The organism is Tenericutes bacterium MZ-XQ (assembly GCA_002838205.1).
Lineage (GTDB): Bacteria > Bacillota_I > Bacilli_A > Acholeplasmatales > Acholeplasmataceae > Mariniplasma.
The window spans coordinates 764,100-780,916 of record CP017950.1 but is presented as its reverse complement, the minus strand read 5'-3'; the positions used below and the strand labels follow the sequence as shown (position 1 = coordinate 780,916).

15 protein-coding genes are annotated in these 16,817 nt (G+C 32.7%); 14 read left to right on the top strand and 1 reads right to left on the bottom strand.

Features of this window, described 5'->3' with window-relative positions; genetic code table 11:
- The first annotated feature begins 189 nt into the window (after positions 1–189).
- From BK011_03855 to BK011_03810, 10 genes are read left to right on the top strand one after another with little or no spacing between them, the layout of a single operon-like run.
- Entirely contained in the window at positions 190–630 is a 441-nt protein-coding gene (locus BK011_03855) for a hypothetical protein (GenBank protein AUD64850.1), read from the top strand.
- A gap of 10 nt (positions 631–640) precedes the next feature.
- Complete coding sequence (locus tag BK011_03850; protein AUD64849.1) at positions 641–1,711, top strand: transcription termination factor NusA; 1,071 nt, start codon at positions 641–643, stop codon at positions 1,709–1,711.
- Between the two features lie 24 nt (positions 1,712–1,735).
- On the top strand, positions 1,736–2,002 hold the full coding sequence (locus tag BK011_03845) for an RNA-binding protein (GenBank protein ID AUD64848.1): 267 nt from the start codon (positions 1,736–1,738) through the stop codon (positions 2,000–2,002).
- A complete protein-coding gene (locus BK011_03840) occupies positions 1,995–2,285 on the top strand; it encodes a hypothetical protein (protein ID AUD64847.1) in 291 nt (96 codons plus the stop codon). The genes BK011_03845 and BK011_03840 overlap by 8 nt, the downstream gene beginning before the upstream one ends.
- Before the next feature lie 4 nt (positions 2,286–2,289).
- Positions 2,290–4,137, top strand: a complete 1,848-nt coding sequence (locus tag BK011_03835) for a translation initiation factor IF-2 (protein AUD64846.1) — start codon at positions 2,290–2,292, stop codon at positions 4,135–4,137.
- Positions 4,138–4,143: 6 nt separating this feature from the next.
- Positions 4,144–4,485, top strand: coding sequence for a ribosome-binding factor A (locus tag BK011_03830; protein ID AUD64845.1), 342 nt, complete (start codon positions 4,144–4,146; stop codon positions 4,483–4,485).
- Positions 4,486–4,533: 48 nt separating this feature from the next.
- Positions 4,534–6,840, top strand: a complete 2,307-nt coding sequence (locus BK011_03825; GenBank protein ID AUD64844.1) for a primosomal protein N' — start codon at positions 4,534–4,536, stop codon at positions 6,838–6,840.
- A gap of 10 nt (positions 6,841–6,850) precedes the next feature.
- Positions 6,851–7,786 carry a methionyl-tRNA formyltransferase gene (locus tag BK011_03820; GenBank protein AUD64843.1) on the top strand — a complete coding sequence of 312 codons (936 nt, stop codon included), beginning with the start codon at positions 6,851–6,853 and terminating at the stop codon, positions 7,784–7,786.
- Positions 7,783–8,349: a hypothetical protein gene (locus tag BK011_03815; protein AUD64842.1), complete on the top strand. Its 567-nt coding sequence runs from the start codon at positions 7,783–7,785 to the stop codon at positions 8,347–8,349. Before BK011_03820 ends, BK011_03815 begins: the two co-directional genes overlap by 4 nt.
- Before the next feature lie 17 nt (positions 8,350–8,366).
- On the top strand, positions 8,367–9,683 hold the full coding sequence (locus tag BK011_03810) for a hypothetical protein (protein AUD64841.1): 1,317 nt from the start codon (positions 8,367–8,369) through the stop codon (positions 9,681–9,683).
- Between the two features lie 324 nt (positions 9,684–10,007).
- Here BK011_03810 and BK011_03805 read toward each other — a convergent pair whose 3' ends face one another.
- The gene (locus tag BK011_03805; GenBank protein ID AUD64840.1) at positions 10,008–11,234 is read right to left on the bottom strand and encodes a hypothetical protein; all 1,227 of its coding nucleotides are present in this window, start codon (positions 11,232–11,234) and stop codon (positions 10,008–10,010) included.
- A 319-nt stretch (positions 11,235–11,553) separates the two neighbouring features.
- On the opposite strand from BK011_03805, the gene BK011_03800 reads away from it, so the two are divergent.
- From BK011_03800 to BK011_03785, 4 genes are all read left to right on the top strand, one after another.
- Positions 11,554–12,702, top strand: coding sequence for a methionine adenosyltransferase (locus tag BK011_03800; protein AUD64839.1), 1,149 nt, complete (start codon positions 11,554–11,556; stop codon positions 12,700–12,702).
- 20 nt (positions 12,703–12,722) lie between these two features.
- A complete protein-coding gene (locus tag BK011_03795; protein ID AUD64838.1) occupies positions 12,723–13,619 on the top strand; it encodes a hypothetical protein in 897 nt (298 codons plus the stop codon).
- Between the two features lie 23 nt (positions 13,620–13,642).
- On the top strand, positions 13,643–14,206 hold the full coding sequence (locus tag BK011_03790) for a hypothetical protein (protein AUD64837.1): 564 nt from the start codon (positions 13,643–13,645) through the stop codon (positions 14,204–14,206).
- Positions 14,207–14,346: 140 nt separating this feature from the next.
- Positions 14,347–16,815 (top strand): preprotein translocase subunit SecA, encoded by a 2,469-nt coding sequence (locus tag BK011_03785; protein ID AUD64836.1) that lies wholly within the window; start codon positions 14,347–14,349, stop codon positions 16,813–16,815.
- Positions 16,816–16,817 lie beyond the last annotated feature (2 nt).

The following is a 16,817-nucleotide window of genomic DNA, read 5'->3' as shown; positions in this document are numbered from 1 at the left end:
ATAATTATTATAGCACCATTTCACCTATTTGCAAATCATTCGCAATAAGTTTTTTTAAATAAACTCTTAATTGCTTAAAAAACCCAAAAAAACCTGTTTATAAATTGTATTTAACTATAAAAAATGTTATAATAAAAACCTAAACGTGAGTGGAGATGATGATTTCCACTCATTTTATTGAGGTTTGAGATGAATTTACAAAAAATGAGAGAAAAGTTAATACCGATTTTGAAAAGATATGATTTAGATATCTATAGTATCCGCACAAAAAAGGAATTTGGAGAAAAAATCGTTGAAATCTTGATTGATGTCGATGTCATGGACATCAATGATTTAGAGAAAATTCATATGGAATATGTGGATTTGCTGACAGATGACGATTTAGACGATGATTACTTTTTAGAGCTTTCTTCTTTAGGTGCAGAAAGACCGCTTAAGACCAAAGAAGATGTAGAAAAAGCTATTGGTAAATATATTTATTTAGAAACGAATAAATATAAAGGAAACGGGTATATCATATCGTTTGAAAATGATATAATTAAATTAGAAATCAATGATAAGGGACGCATTCGAAAAATTGATATCGATTTCAAAGATGCCAGACATATGCGTACTTCAGTTAAGGTATAAGGAGGATATCATGATAAGTAAAGTATTTTTTGACAATATTGATGCGGTTGCAGAGGAAAAAGAGCTGTCAAGAGAACAGGTTTTTGAAGCATTTACTCAAGGACTTATTGCAGGATGTAAAAAAGCACATGATGTAAGATCGTGTCGTGTAGAACTTAAAGAAGATAAGAATGAAATTTTGGTGTTTACTCAGCATTTAGTTGTTGACGAATTATCACTTGATTTAGATAAGAATTATTCACAAATGCTACTTGCAGATGCGAAGAAAATCAATTCTAGAATCAAAGTTGGAGATATCTTAGAACAAAAAATTGATCCAAAAGATTTTGGGCATTTTGCGGTGAGAGATTTCAAGTCAAGATTGAACGAAAGTTTAGTGACAAGCCAAAAAGAAAATTTGTACAATCATTTTAAGAGCTTTGAGCATGAAATGATTAATGCTAGAGTTATTGATGTTCAAGATGATCATTATCGTTTAGATATTGGAAAAGATTTAACTACATTGCTTCCTAAAAAAGAAGCACTTCCTAAAGACCAATTTCATGTCGGAGATCATGTAAGAGTTTATGTTTCTGACGTTGAAATGAAAACGAAATGGCCAAAAGTTTTTGTCAGTCGTTCACACCCAAGTTTAATCATCAGATTACTTGAAAATTATATCCCGGAAATCAAAGATGGCATCATAGAAGTGATGGGTATTTCTAGAGATCCAGGAGATCGTGCAAAAATAGGTGTGAAATCAAATGATTCTAAAGTAGATCCAATTGGAGCTTGTGTTGGTGAAGGTGGATCACGTATACGTGAAATCGTTAAAGCCCTAAGTGATGAAAAAATCGACTTATTTAGATGGAGTGATAACGAGAAAGAATTAATTGCTAACGCCTTACAACCTGCAGAAGTTGTGGCGGTTACACACGTTAATCCAAAAGAAAAGAGTGCATTAGCGATAGTCCCAGATGATCAATTGTCACTTGCAATTGGTAAACTCGGACAAAACGTGAAACTTGCTGTTCAAGCTTGTGGATGGAGCATCGATATTAAATCAGAAACGATGGCTCAAGGTGAAGGCATTCTTTATTAAGATTTTATAAAGGTGGTTTTACACATGAAAAAAGTAAAAAAAATTCCACTAAGAACTTGTGTGGTTACTAAAGAAGTTTTACCGAAAAAAGAGTTGATGCGTGTAGTTGCTGATAAAGAAGGCAATGTGTCTGTTGATCCTATAGGTAAAGCTAATGGACGTGGTGCATATTTAAAACTTAGTGAAGATGTGATATTGTTAGCGAAAAAGAATAGAGCATTAGATAGAAAACTCGAAGTTGAAGTGCCAGAACATATTTATGATGAGTTGATGAAACTTGTACATGGATAAAACAATAGGTTTAGCATATCGTGCAAGAAAGGTTACCGTAGGTACCGAAATCACGATAGATGCGTTACGTAAGAAAAAAATATGTTTAGTCATTTTGGCAAATGACGCTTCAGAGTTAACAAAAAAGAAGGTAAGAGATAAAGCAAAGACATATGAGACAAATGTCTTAGAGGATTTAGATTCACAAACTTTATCCTTAGCTTTAGGAAAAAAAGACATCAAAGTGATTGGCATTGCAGATCAAGGATTTTGCCAACTATTGATGGATCAGAAAAGGAAGTGATTATATGCCTCAAAATCAAAAACAAAAAAAGAGACCAAACAACAATCATCAAAAAAGAAATGATTATAGAAAACCAAATGCACCTAAGAAACCTAAACAAGAAGAAAACAAGGTATTTATCTATAAGAATGATATGACGGTTGCTGATGTCGCGCAAGGGCTTAATATTAGTAATGCAGCGATGATTAAAAAACTGATGAGTCAAGGTTTAATGGCTACAGTAACACAAATCATTGATCGAGATACGATTGAAGTCATTGCTATAGATGAAGGCTTTGAAGTACAAGATGAAGTTGTTACAGATGTAACAAGATTTGATGAAATTGAGATCGTCGATGATCCAAAAGATTTAGTAAAAAGACCACCAATTGTTACCGTTATGGGACATGTTGACCATGGTAAAACTACACTTTTAGATACGATTCGTAAATCCCGAGTAGTCGCAGGAGAAGCTGGAGGAATTACACAACATATTGGTGCTTATCAAGTTGTTAGAAATGGTGAAAAAATCACATTTATTGATACACCTGGTCATGCTGCTTTTACAGAAATGCGTGCACGTGGAGCAAAAGTAACGGATATTGTTATTTTAGTTGTAGGTGCTGATGATGGTGTGATGCCTCAAACGATTGAAGCGTTAGACCATGCAAGAGCTGCTAAAGTGCCAATCATTGTTGCAGTGAACAAAATTGATCGTCCATCTGCAAATCCAGATCGCGTTATGACTGAATTATCAGAACGTGGTTTAGTACCTGAGGCTTGGGGCGGAGATACACCTTATGTCCAAGTTTCTGCATTAAAGAACATCAATATTGATGAGTTATTAGATGTGATTCAATTATTAAGTGAAATCAATGAGTTTAAAGCAAATCCTAACAGATTAGCAAGAGGTACAGTGATTGAAGCTAGCCTTGACAAAGGTAGAGGTGCTGTTGCTACTTTAATCGTAGAAACAGGAACTTTAAAAGTTGGCGATTATATCGTTATTGGAAATACATACGGTAAAATCAGGACAATGAATGATGATTTAGGAAAACGTTTTGATGAAGCAGGTCCTTCACAACCAGTTGAAGTTACAGGACTCAATGAAGTACCACAAGCTGGTGATATTTTCATGGCATTTAAAGATGAAAAAATGACAAGAAGTATCGCATCAGATCGTCAATCTAGACAAAAAGAAACAGAATTAAAACAAATGAAAAAACGTTCACTTGATTCTTTATTAGGTGAAATTGAAGAAGAAACTAAAGAATTAAATATCATTATTAAAGGTGATGTTCAAGGCTCTATAGAGGCTTTAAGAGGTATGCTAGAAAAAATTGACATCAAAGGATTCCATGTGAATGTCGTTAGACATTCAGTGGGTGCAATCACAGAAAATGATGTGACTTTAGCATCTGCATCAGATGCAATCATCATTGGTTTTAATGTGAGACCTACTGCAGCAGTTAAACGTGTTGCTGATTCTGAAGGTGTTGAAATTAGACTCTATAGTATTATCTATAGAATCCAAGAAGATATCGAAGCTGCACTTAAAGGTATGTTAGAACCAGAGTTTGAAGAAATCGTTACTGGACAAGCTGAAGTAAGAGAAACTTACAAGATTTCAAAAGTAGGTACAATTGCAGGTTGTATGGTAACTGATGGTGTCATCAAACGTGATGCATTAGTAAGAGTCTTAAGAGATGGTATTGTTGTTTACGAAGGTAAGCTAGCATCACTCAAACGTTTTAAAGATGATGCTAAAGAAGTTAGAAATGGATTTGAATGTGGATTATCTATTGAAAACTTTAATGATATCAAAGTCGGAGATGTTATAGAAGCATCACAATTAAAAGAAATTGAGGTGTAAGAAATTATGTCAATTACTACAGAACGTTTAGCAAGTTTGATTCAAAGAGAACTTGCACCAATTGTTAATCAAGAAGTTAAGGATAAGAGCTTTGGTTATATTAATTTAACAGAAGTTAAAGTCACTAAAGACTTATCTTTTGCTACTGTTTACTACACGATTTTAAGCGATGAAGCAGAAGTTTTAGATCGTGCAAAAAATGCAATTGAAAGTGCAAAAGCGACGATACGTATGGAATTAGCTAGAAAAATTCGTAACGTGCGTAAAATACCAGAATTGGTCTTTAAATATGATGAAGCATTAGCTTATGGAAATCATATTGACCAACTTCTAAAAACAATAAAGTAACTTCGGTTACTTTTTTTAAAATTAAAATCAATAGAAAAGTGTGATGCTGTGTACGCAAAAGTCATCGTTGATATTAAGCATGAACAAGTCAATCAAGCATTTGATTATCATATACCAGATGATATGATTAATGATTTAGAAGTAGGCATGAGAGTGATCGTGCCTTTTGGTGCGCAGACAAGAATGGGTTATGTTATTGAGATGATGGAAGATTCATCTGAAGAGACTAAGGATATCATGCATCTTCTCGATCTTACGCCTACAGTAAATGACGAATTATTTATGATTATTAATGATCTATTAAAAAGCACTGATTCCCTTTATAGTGAAGTTTTTGAGTGTGTTATACCTAGTGAACTTGGTATGGATTATGATAAAGAAATCGTCATTAAGGATAAAAATTTAGTACCTGATTCAATGAAAATATATTTTAATGATAAAGGTATTTGGCACTTAAAAAAGAGTGACTATGATATGCTGCCAAAGCTCAGAAGATTACGTGAGAAACAGGTTGTAGATATCAAAAATATATATGCTCAAAAAAGCAAAGAGAAAAAAGTAGTCGCATATTTATATCATGAAAATCATCAATATCAAAGAGTTGATCAATATCCTAGTTTAGAAAAGGATAAAACTTATACAAAGAAAGATTTAGAGACTTTAGGATTTACAACAGGGCACATTCAAACACTTAAGAAACATGATGTGCTCAGACAAACAACGATCACTGAAAAAAGAGAAATCAAGCACGTTTTTGATTTAAAAGATAAAATCGTTTCCTTAACTTCTGAACAAAAAATAGCAAGTCAGTCCATTCAAGATGCTCTTGACAGCAATCAAACTTTCTTACTTCATGGTGTGACAGGCTCAGGTAAAACTGAAGTTTACTTGGATGTCATGGAAAAAGTTATAATCAATCATAAAAAGTGTCTCATACTTGTGCCTGAAATCACTTTGGTATCGCCGATGGCGAAACGCATCAAATCAAGATTTAATCGAGTTGCGATATACCATAGTGCTTTATCAAAGGGTGAGAGATTTGATCAATATCAAATGATCTTAAACAATGAAATTGATGTTGTTATTGCTACTAGAAGTGGTGTTTTTATGCCAATGAATGATTTAGGTATCATCATGATTGATGAAGAGCATGATCCATCATACATTCAAAAAGAAGGCGTGATTTATGATGCTAGACAGATCGCGTCATTAAGAGCGAAATATCATCATATACCGTTAGTTTTAGGATCTGCAACTCCATCAATTGAAAGTATGTATCATGCGAAAAATGGTATGTATCACTACTTAGAACTTAAACATAGACCTTTTAACTTAAAACAACCTAGTATTAAGTTAGTAGATATGAAATCTGAACTCAAACAGAAAAATACTTCAATCTTCTCAAATGAACTAAAAGAAGCAATTCATAACAGGTTATCTAAAAAAGAACAGACCATGATTCTATTCAATCGAAAAGGATATGCACCATTTGTATTGTGTAGACATTGTGGAGATGTGCCAAAATGTCCTGATTGTGATATATCTCTTACATACTATAAAGATAAAGAAGTACTTAAATGTCATTATTGTGGATATGAAAAACCTTTTTTGAAAACATGTGAAGCATGTCATCAACCTACGGTTAAAGAAGTTGGTGTTGGCATTGAATATGTCGAGCAACAGCTTAAAAAAACATTCCCTACTGCCAGAATTATGCGCATGGATAGAAATGTGACAACAACTAAAGGAGCACATGAAAAACTTTGGCATTCATTTCTTCATGAAGATGCTGATATCTTATTGGGAACACAAATGATTGCTAAAGGTTTAGATTTCCCTAAAGTAACACTTGTTGGGGTTTTAATGGCTGATTTATCTTTAAAAGTACCTTCTTATACAGCAAGCGAACAAACGTATATGCTCTTATCACAAATTTCTGGAAGATCTGGAAGACATATGCCTGGAGATGTGATTATCCAAGGGTATCAACTGGATCATTATGCGATTCAAAGTGTTTTAAAAGATTACGATGCTTTTTATAAAGAAGCCTTATATGAACGAAAACTATTACGATATGAACCTTTCATGCATGTTTCTCAATTTTTAATTGAGGGAAGAGAGTATTTAAAAACATATCAAGTTGCCTTTCAGTTAAAGAAAAAACTAAATCTTTTAGATGATGTTTTAGTACTCGGTCCATCTCAAGCACTCGTCAAAAAAATAAAAGACCGTTTTAGATTTGTGGTTACCATAAAGTATAAAACTTTAGATGCTTTAGATATTAAAAACATGATGAACGATCTAAAGTCTCAAAATATATATATGAAGTATTATCCAAATTTAGATATGATGTAGGTGAATAAAAATGAAAATTGTATTTATGGGAACGCCTTTATTTGCAGTCGAAGTCTTAGAAATGTTAATCAAAGAACACGATGTATGTTTGGTTGTTACACAACCAGATAAATTCATAGGTAGAAAAAAAGTATTAACTCCACCCCTTGTAAAAGAAGTGGCCTTAAAACATGGTATTGAAGTCTTTCAACCCAAAAATATTAAGACAGAATATCAAAAAATTGTTGATCTTAAACCAGATTTTGTGATTACTGCTGCTTATGGTCAAATATTACCAAAAGCTCTTCTTGATGAGGTAAAAGCAATTAATGTCCATGGATCCCTGCTGCCCAAATATCGTGGCGGCGCACCAATTCAATATGCACTTTTCAATGGTGATAAGCAAACTGGTGTTACAATTATGTATATGGCATTTAAAATGGATAGCGGCGATATTATCAAACAAGAAGCAATTAACATCCATGACGAGGATGATACGCTAAGTTTAACTCAAAGACTGTCATCTTTAGGAACTAGACTTTTAAAAGAAGTTTTAGAAGATATTTGTCAAGGCATCATTTATCGAGAAGCACAAGATGAAGCACTTGTGACATTTTCTCCAACATTGACTTATAGTGATGAATTCCTATCTTTTAATCAATCGACTGAAAAGATTATCAATCGTGTTAAAGGGTTAACCCCTGAACCTGGAGCACATGCATTTATCAATGGTGTTAAAATCAAAATCTATAAAGTAAGAAATAGTGATATAATAGGAAATGAAGATAAAAGCCCTGGAACAATTTTGAACATTAAGAAGAAACTCATTGTTAAAACCCTTGATAAAGCGGTTGAAATTGAACAGATTCAAGTCCCAGGAAAAAAAATAATGGCAACTAAAGATTTTCTCAATGGACAAAACATCATGGATGTGAATGACACATTCAATGGAGGAGAAGAATCATGAAAAATGAAAAGAAAAAACTACTTTTTACAAGACAAGAAATGTTTGATTTAAACAAAAAGATGTTGTTAAAAAGAGGTGTAACGATTGAAGCAATTGCAGAAATCTCTTATATGCAACAATCAAAGTACTCTGATGAAGTTAGCCGTGCAATTTGTATAGAATCAGTTGAAAAGATTTTATCATTAAGAGATGTATTTCATCATGTGCAACTAGCAGCTGAAATTGATCGTTTAGCTGAAGAAGGTTTATTCCAAGGACCTATTCAAGATATTATTTATGAAGATTTAGGTTTATTTGGAGTTGATGAAACACTTGGCTTAGATGTTTCTGGTTTGTATGGAACGATTGGACAAACCAATTTTGGTGATATTGATGTTAATAAACATGGTATTGTTAAACGTTTAAATGATGCTGGTAAAGAAGATGGTATATGTCACACATTCTTAGATGATATCGTCGGTGCAATTGCTGCAGCAGCATCAACAAGAGTCGCACAAGTCATGAATGAAGATTTAGCACATGAAAATGTAGATGTCAAAAGATTTAGCATTTTTGATTTATAACAACAAGGACTGATTAGGTGAATCATAAACAAAACAAGAAAAGAAAATTTTGGGATTTAAAAACACTTGGCAAAGACATATTTGCTAAGTTTTTTGGCTTTGAGCAAGGCGTTGACATTACAAATGATGTCGCTGTTTTATTTAGAAGAAACGTCGTTATAAAAAATATTGTCTTTGTTTCAAATATTATGTACACATTGATTTTATTAGTTTTATCGTTTTCTAGTGAGGCACAGGTTGCTGATTGGGTCATTACTGTGATGGCGTTTCCAATTACTTATGTCATCAATAAACTGTTAAAAAAATTAATTTATCTAGATCAAGAAGATAAAACTAAGCAGAGTGTTGCGATGTATGTTGCTGCATTTTATATCTTTTTCTCATCAGTATTAATATATGCAAGATTATACACACTGGAATATTTTGAAACCGGAGCATACATTTTAATGTACTATGCAGTCGTCGTTATTTCTTTATATCAAGAAAAGAAGCTTTTGAGTAGTAGTTTCCAAGGTTTATTAGCATTGCTTACAGTGATTCATTTAATTTGGACATATAATTTTCATGGGTTAGTCGGTGGACAATCATTTATGGAATTTTTACCGAATTTTATTAGATTACCTGAATTTGGTGATATATTACTAAGAACTTTACTCTTTATTCTTTTCTATTTTGTTTTATATGCAATTGTTTCAATGGGACAATATATGCAAGAAGAAAGAAAAAAAGAGTTGATTAAAAGAAGACAAGTTCAAACGGATTTCTCTCATATTGTTGGTGATTTATTTAGTGTTGTGTTTTCATCATCTTATACCTTAATGGATAAGAGACATGCATATCAAGTTCAACAAATGAGTCAAAAGTTGGCTGATTATTATGGGATGAGTCAAGATCAAATCAATAATTTAAATGACTATGCAATGGTCCATTTACAATATCAAGAAATCAAACATCTTTTAAATGATATTAGTTCATATGACGAAAAAACCTATGATATGTTAAAAGATCAAACAGAATTAGGTTCAAGAATAGCTAAACGCATTCAGTTAGCACAAAAATGTGAAGATATTGCAAGAGCTCATATTGAAGATACCGCAAACGAAAAATTCTTAAAAGAAATGCTTATGATTCAACCAGAAATAGAATCACAAGTGATTTTATTAAGTGATTTATATATCACCATGAGATCACATAGATCATACAAAAGACCGATGGCACATAGTATTGTTTTAAAGCAATTTCAAAGTGAATTAGGTAATTATTTTGATTATGATTTAAAGGAAAGATTTTTGAAGTTTCATGATGAGTTTTCAGAAATGTATAATAATTTTTAGTGATTGATATGCATTGACTTTTTATAAACTTTCATGTATCATGATATAGAATAAAAATTAAATAAAACTTATTCAGAGCTATCGAGGCCAGTGACTGTTGACATAGCAGCAACCTACTTAATTTAGGTGCTTTTCACAAGGGGTAAATCCCAACAATAAGGAAGAAGACCGCTTTCCTTATGGAAGGCGGTTTTTCTTAAAAGAAGCAACCGGTAAAGATGTCAAGCACTAAAAATATAAAAAACGAGTATAAAGTTAATAAAAAGCATCATTTAAAGACATGCTTAAAAAAGTAAAAGTTATAAGAATTAATCTAATTAAGTTTTACTTATAAAGTCTATTGGTACTCAACAAACCATAGATAAGACGAATAAGTTTTCTAGCAGTTAAGGCGAGTGCACGTTTGTGTTGATGAGTCGTGACTTCATCATATTTCTTATGATAAAAATCACGATACTCAGGTATATGAATTCTAGCCATGTTGGCTGCTTGGATTAAAAAGTAGCGCAAATATTTATTTCCAGTTTTAGTCATGTAAGTCTCATCAGCGGTGAATTTCCCGGATTGATTTTTACGCCAGGTAATACCTGCATATTTAGCAAGTGCATCATTGGATTCAAACTGACTAATATCAACAATCTCAGCTAAGATACCGGCTGCATAAACTTTACCAATACCAGGTATAGACGTTAAGATTTGATAGTGATCATGATTAAACCCAGCGACTTGTCGCAAAATGGCTTTATCAATATCTTTCATTTCATGTTCATAACATTTAATGACATTTATGGATGAGGCGAGAGCTGTATTAATAGGATCATAAGAAACTTTATCAAGACGATAAGAATCTCTAGCAGCTTTTTGGATCTTAGCAGCGATATCAAGTGAATTATCAAAGCGATTTTTACTTGATTTAGCAACAAAGTCAGATAAATCTTCTAAAGATGAATCGATAATATCATCAATGGTTTTATAATCTAATAAGAGATCAACAGCAGTTGATCCAAAGTTATTAGAAAATATAGTTTCAAAGTTAGAAAACTTTATAAACACGTTATTAAGGGCATAAACCTTCTCATTGGATAGTTTTTCAGCAATATGAAGTCTATGCCTTGTGAGTCTTTCTAAAGCAAGTCTTTGACCACCTTTAAAGGGAGTTAACTCATCGGTTCTTCCAACTCTAGCAATATCAGCTAAGATGTAAGCATCTTTAGGATCAGTTTTATCCATATCAGCAAAACTTTTTCTATAATTTTTAGAAATTTTAGGATTGATGAGATAAACTTTGATATCGAAAACACTCAAAAACTTAGAAGCTGATAAGTAGGTCGCAAGATGACCGGAGTAAACACCAGTTGACTCTAAGATGACAATGACTTTAGAGAGATGATGTTTATCAAGAAGTTTTAAAATATGCGTTTCAATTAAGTTCGCACCATCTTGGGTATTAGGAATATTGACAGATAAAAGTTTATCACGATTAAAGTTAAGTGCATAAACGTGATTGGACAGTTTAGCAACGTCAATACCAACACATAAAGTATGATTCAAAAGAACACCTTCTTTCAAGGGAAAATAGATATAAGAGAAGTCCTAGCCTTGAAAGACAACTGCAGCCTCGCCAATAAGAAACCACCGTTAGACATAGAAGTTGAGTGAAATCTAACGGGTAACAACAACCGGTTAGCAGATAAGCCAATCAAGCAGGTTTGCACGCTTAAATAGCACCATGATGTGCAAGGAGTGGAAGCAGATTCTTCTGGTTACATCTTGATTTAATTATAACACTAGGACTTCAAACTTATAAATAATGATATGTAGTAAGGTATCAACCTAAATCTACACTACATATTATACGAGGAGTGTATGTATGTACAAATTATTTAGCAGTGAATCAGTAACAGAAGGGCATCCAGATAAATTGAGTGATTATATATCGGATTCTATTTTAGATGCATGTTTAGAACAAGATCCAGAATCAAGAGTAGCGATAGAAACAGCAGTAACTACACATTATTGTTTGTTATTTGGTGAGATTACAACCAAAGCTAAAGTAGATTATAAGCAAATCGTAAAACAAGCTATTTTGGATGTTGGATATACAAAAGAAGCATATGGATATAGTGTTGATACTGTCGAAATTGATTTAAAAATCAAAGAACAATCAGCGGATATTGCTTTAGGTGTTAATAAGAATGAAAACAAATCTTTAGGTGCTGGTGATCAAGGTTTAATGTTTGGCTATGCGAATAGTGACACAGACACATTTTTACCATTACCTATATATCTTGCTCATAGACTTGCAGAACGACTAAGTTATGTTAGAAAAACAAATATTGTTGAAGGTCTTCGTCCAGATGGAAAAACTCAAGTCACTGTAGCATATGACAAAAACCATCAAATCGATTATATTCATACTGTAGTATTATCAACTCAACATGATGAGTTTTGGACTCAAGAAGAGCTACATAAAGCCATGTTAGAACATGTTATAAAACCTGTTTTAAAAGATTATGATACATCTAAAACCATTTATAAGATTAATCCAACGGGAAGATTTATCATTGGTGGACCCCACGGGGATGCTGGTTTAACAGGAAGAAAAATCATTGTTGATACTTATGGTGGATATGCTAGACATGGTGGTGGAGCTTTCTCAGGAAAAGATGCAACCAAGGTGGATAGAAGTGCAGCATACATGGCAAGATATATTGCTAAAAATATTGTCGCTAGTGGTGTTGCAACCGAATGTGAAATTCAACTAGCATATGCGATTGGTGTATCAGAACCAGTGAGCGTTGCGATTAATACATTTGACACGGAGAAAGTTGACTTAGATAAAATCTATGAAGCAGTTCTAAATCATTTTGATTTAACTCCAAAAGGGATCATAAAGACTTTAAAACTGAACAGACCTATATACAAAAAAACCGCAGCATATGGCCATTTCGGAAGAAACATCGAAGACTTTTCATGGGAAAGTTTAGATAAGATTGAAATATTCAAGAAATTATTATAAAATGGAAGCGGTGATTATAAATGAATGAGAAACTTCAAAGCATAGAACAAAGAAGATTAGAGATAGAAAAAAATTATAAGAAGAACATGATGATTGGGGTTTTAACATTAATTCCAGCAATTGTTTTAGGTGGATTAGGAGTAGCCACTGAATTAGCTATTTTAATTGTTTTTGGTGTCATCGTATTGATTGTAGCTGTTTTCTTTTTTGGTAAGGCATCATCTGAAGCAGCTAAGTATAGAAAAATTATTAAGCGTGAACTCATTTATGCGCTACTAGCTGAAGAATTTGAAGATGTCATTTATGATCCAAAATCTTCCATACCTGTATCAAGAATCAATGCTACAGGGACTATTAAAAGACCAGATAGATTTTATGGTGAAGATTATATCAAAGGTTCATATAAAGGTGTTGGATTCGAGGTTTCAGATGTTGATTTGAAACAAAGAGTTGAACATAGAGATAAAAATGGTAATGTTCATGTATCATATGAAACTTATTTTAAGGGCAGATGGTACATTTATAAATTTCAAAAGCATTTTGATCAAGTGTTAAAAGTTGTAGAAGGTAGAGGAAGCTATGTAAATCGAAAGAACTTGATTAAATTTGATACTGAAAGTATTGAGTTTAATAAAAAGTTTGATATTTTTGCAACGTCGCAAGAGTTTGGGTTTTATTTAATTACTTCATCTATGATCGAAAAACTTTTAGAATTAGAAAAACTTCATCGGGGATCGATTCTATATTGCTTTATGAACAATGAACTTCATATAGGTGTTAATGATCGAAAAAATTATTTAGAGTTTAAATTAAAGACTCCAATCAATGAAGAAACATTAGGTATATTTATGTCAGATATTGAACTCATTCCTGCAATAATTAATGAGTTCAGATTAGATAGCAACAAATTTAAATAAACATGAAGGAAGGAGAGATTTAAATGCCAAGTCCAGGTGTAACAATTTTAATTATTGTTGGTGTTGTATTATTTTTATTCTTTGTATGGTACATCTCAGTTGTTAACTCATTTAGACGTATGCTCATCAAGATTGATGAATCAGAGTCAAGTATTGATATTGCGCTCACAAAACGTTTTGATATGTTAACTAAATTGTTTCAAGCAACTAAAGGTTACATGAAACATGAAGCAGAAACACTTCAAAAAGTCATCGCTATGAGACAACCTGCTCATTCAGCACCGATGGAACAAAAACAAGAATTCGCTGACCAAGTGACAAGAGGACTTCAAGCAATCAACGTTGTTGTAGAACAATATCCAGATTTAAAAGCATCTGAAAGTGTAACAAATCTACAAAATGCAACTGTTGAAGTTGAAGAAAACTTACAAGCTTCAAGAAGAGTTTACAATTCTAATGTTTCCATCTATAATCAAAAAGTTGTGGTCTTCCCAACAAACATTATTGCGAACATGAAACATTTTGAAAAACGTGCATTCTTTGAAGCAGAAGCTGCTAAGCGTGCAGATGTGAATTTTGATTTCTAAAATAAAACGCCAAGCGTTTTATTTTTTTGCTTTATACCGCCCTTTTTCATAATTGTGGTAAATATAAGGATTGACTCATTACGCTTGTAAAATTGGCTCTATTATAGTAATATAATAGAGAACGAAAAGGATGTGTATGTATGCTTAGAAAATGGTTTGATCCAAGCAAAAGAGAACTTAAACGCGCAAAAAAAATCGCCGATCAAGTGTTTGCTTTGGAAACAGAAATAAAACAATTATCAGATAGTGATTTAAAAAATAAAACTGATGAATTTAAAAAAAGATTTCAAAATGGAGAAAGTTTAGAAGATTTAATGGTAGAAGCATTCGCAGTTGTTAGAGAAGCTTCAAGAAGAGTTACTAAATTGTTTCCATATTATGTTCAAGTTTTAGGAGCTATTGCTATATTCGGTGGTAATATTGCTGAAATGAAAACTGGTGAAGGTAAAACCTTAACTGCTGTTATGCCTGCATATTTAAGTGCACTTAATGGTGAAGGTGTTCATATTGTTACAGTCAATGAATATTTAGCGAGACGTGAAGTCGAAGGAGACATCGGCGATTTGTTTCGTTTTTTAGGCTTAACAGTTGGTCTAAACTTAAGAGATTTAACAAGAGAGCAAAAAAAGGAAGCATATGATTGTGATATCTTATATTCAACAAACTCAGAATTAGGATTTGATTATTTAAGAGATCACATGGTTTTATATGCTAAAGATATGGTCGCTAGACGCGGTTTAAATTATGCCATTATCGATGAGGTTGACTCCATTTTAATTGATGAAGCGAGAACGCCGCTCATTATTTCTGGTGGATCAAAAAATAATCAAAATTTATATCAAGCTGCTGATCGTTTTGCAAAATCGATTCGTGACGAAGATTTTGAAATTGAGATTGAATCTAAGAGTATTGCATTAACCAAAACTGGTATTGAAAAAGCTGAACGTATTTTTCAAATTGAAAACTTATATGACTTAAAACACGTATCTTTAGTACATCATATCAATAACGCGCTTCGTGCGAATTATATTATGGCTAGAGATAAAGAATATGTTGTACAAGATGGCGAAGTCTTAATTGTTGATCAATTTACTGGTCGTATTTTACGTGGTCGTCAATTTTCTGAAGGGCTTCACCAAGCGTTAGAAGCAAAAGAAAATGTACAAGTGAAAAGAGAAACAACCACTGTTGCAACCATTACTTATCAAAACTTCTTTAGAATGTATAAAAAACTTTCAGGTATGACTGGTACTGCTAAAACTGAAGAAGAAGAATTTAGAGATATTTATAACATGGACGTTATTGAAGTTCCAACCAACGCTCCAGTGATTAGAAAAGATGAACCAGATTATATTTATGCAACTTTAAAAGAAAAGTTCGAAGCTTTAGTGAATGAAGTAGAACATAGATATAAAATGGGACAACCTATATTAATTGGTACGATTGCAGTTGAAACTTCAGAAGATTTATCACGCATGCTAAAAGCAAGACGTATCCCACATGAAGTACTCAATGCTAAAAACCATGCTAGAGAAGCTGAAATTGTAGCGAAAGCTGGTTTAAAAGGATCTGTAACGATTGCAACCAACATGGCTGGTCGTGGTACAGATATTAAACTTGGTGAAGGTGTAGTAGAACTTGGTGGTTTAGCAGTCATCGGTAGTGAAAGACATGAATCAAGACGTATTGATAATCAGTTAAGAGGTCGTAGTGGTCGTCAAGGTGATCCAGGATACTCTAGATTCTATTTGTCTGCTGAAGACGAACTCATGATGCGATTTGGTGGAGAATCTTTTAAACGTCGAATTGAGATGTTAGAGCGTATGAACACAACAGGTGAGCCTTTATCATCTAAGTTATTTTCTAGATTTGTGACCAGTGCACAAAAACGTATTGAAGGCAATAACTATGATTCTAGAAAGACAGTTCTTAAATATGATGATGTCCTTCGTAAGCAAAGAGAAATTATCTATCAAAATAGAAGAGATGTGTTATTGTTAGAGTCTATTGAACCACAAGTCAGACAAACTATCATCAATTCATTAACTGGTCAAGTGAATCAGTTTGTTCATTTAGAAGGTAAAAATGAATATAAAGTAGATATTGATCCATTATTAACTCATTTTAATGGCAATATTTTCTATCAAGATACGATTAAAAAAGAAGATATCGAATCACTAGATGCTGATGCGATTACAGATTTTATCGTTGATTTAGGTGTGAAAGCTTTAGATGAAAAGAAAAATAACTTCCCACCAGAAATATTCAATGAATTTTTAAAAGTCGTTATGTTACGCGTGATCGATACATACTGGATGAGACATATTGATGCGATGAGTGAGCTTAGACAAGGTGTGTCACTACAAGCATATGGACAACAACAACCTCTTACAATTTATCAAAAAGAAGGTTTACGTATGTTTAATGAGATGGTTTCAAACATTTCTAAAGATGTGACACGTTATGCAATTAGAGCTCAAATCAAGTATGATCAAGAGCGTGAAGCAGTTGTTAAAAATACTCAAACCAATCAAGGTGTAGAAGATAACAAACCAAAAAAACCTAAAGTAAGAAAAAACCGAGGACAAAGAAACTTACCTTGGAGATAGGA

Excerpts from the sequence above, each read along its gene's own strand:
- BK011_03785 (AUD64836.1), top strand. The coding sequence starts at position 14,347 with ATGCTTAGAAAATGGTTTGATCCAAGCAAAAGAGAACTTAAACGCGCA.
- BK011_03820 (AUD64843.1), top strand. The coding sequence starts at position 6,851 with ATGAAAATTGTATTTATGGGAACGCCTTTATTTGCAGTCGAAGTCTTA.
- BK011_03795 (AUD64838.1), top strand. The coding sequence starts at position 12,723 with ATGAATGAGAAACTTCAAAGCATAGAACAAAGAAGATTAGAGATAGAA.
- BK011_03840 (AUD64847.1), top strand. The coding sequence starts at position 1,995 with ATGGATAAAACAATAGGTTTAGCATATCGTGCAAGAAAGGTTACCGTA.
- BK011_03855 (AUD64850.1), top strand. The coding sequence starts at position 190 with ATGAATTTACAAAAAATGAGAGAAAAGTTAATACCGATTTTGAAAAGA.
- BK011_03845 (AUD64848.1), top strand. The coding sequence starts at position 1,736 with ATGAAAAAAGTAAAAAAAATTCCACTAAGAACTTGTGTGGTTACTAAA.
- BK011_03815 (AUD64842.1), top strand. The coding sequence starts at position 7,783 with ATGAAAAATGAAAAGAAAAAACTACTTTTTACAAGACAAGAAATGTTT.
- BK011_03790 (AUD64837.1), top strand. The coding sequence starts at position 13,643 with ATGCCAAGTCCAGGTGTAACAATTTTAATTATTGTTGGTGTTGTATTA.
- BK011_03850 (AUD64849.1), top strand. The coding sequence starts at position 641 with ATGATAAGTAAAGTATTTTTTGACAATATTGATGCGGTTGCAGAGGAA.
- BK011_03830 (AUD64845.1), top strand. The coding sequence starts at position 4,144 with ATGTCAATTACTACAGAACGTTTAGCAAGTTTGATTCAAAGAGAACTT.
- BK011_03835 (AUD64846.1), top strand. The coding sequence starts at position 2,290 with ATGCCTCAAAATCAAAAACAAAAAAAGAGACCAAACAACAATCATCAA.
- BK011_03800 (AUD64839.1), top strand. The coding sequence starts at position 11,554 with ATGTACAAATTATTTAGCAGTGAATCAGTAACAGAAGGGCATCCAGAT.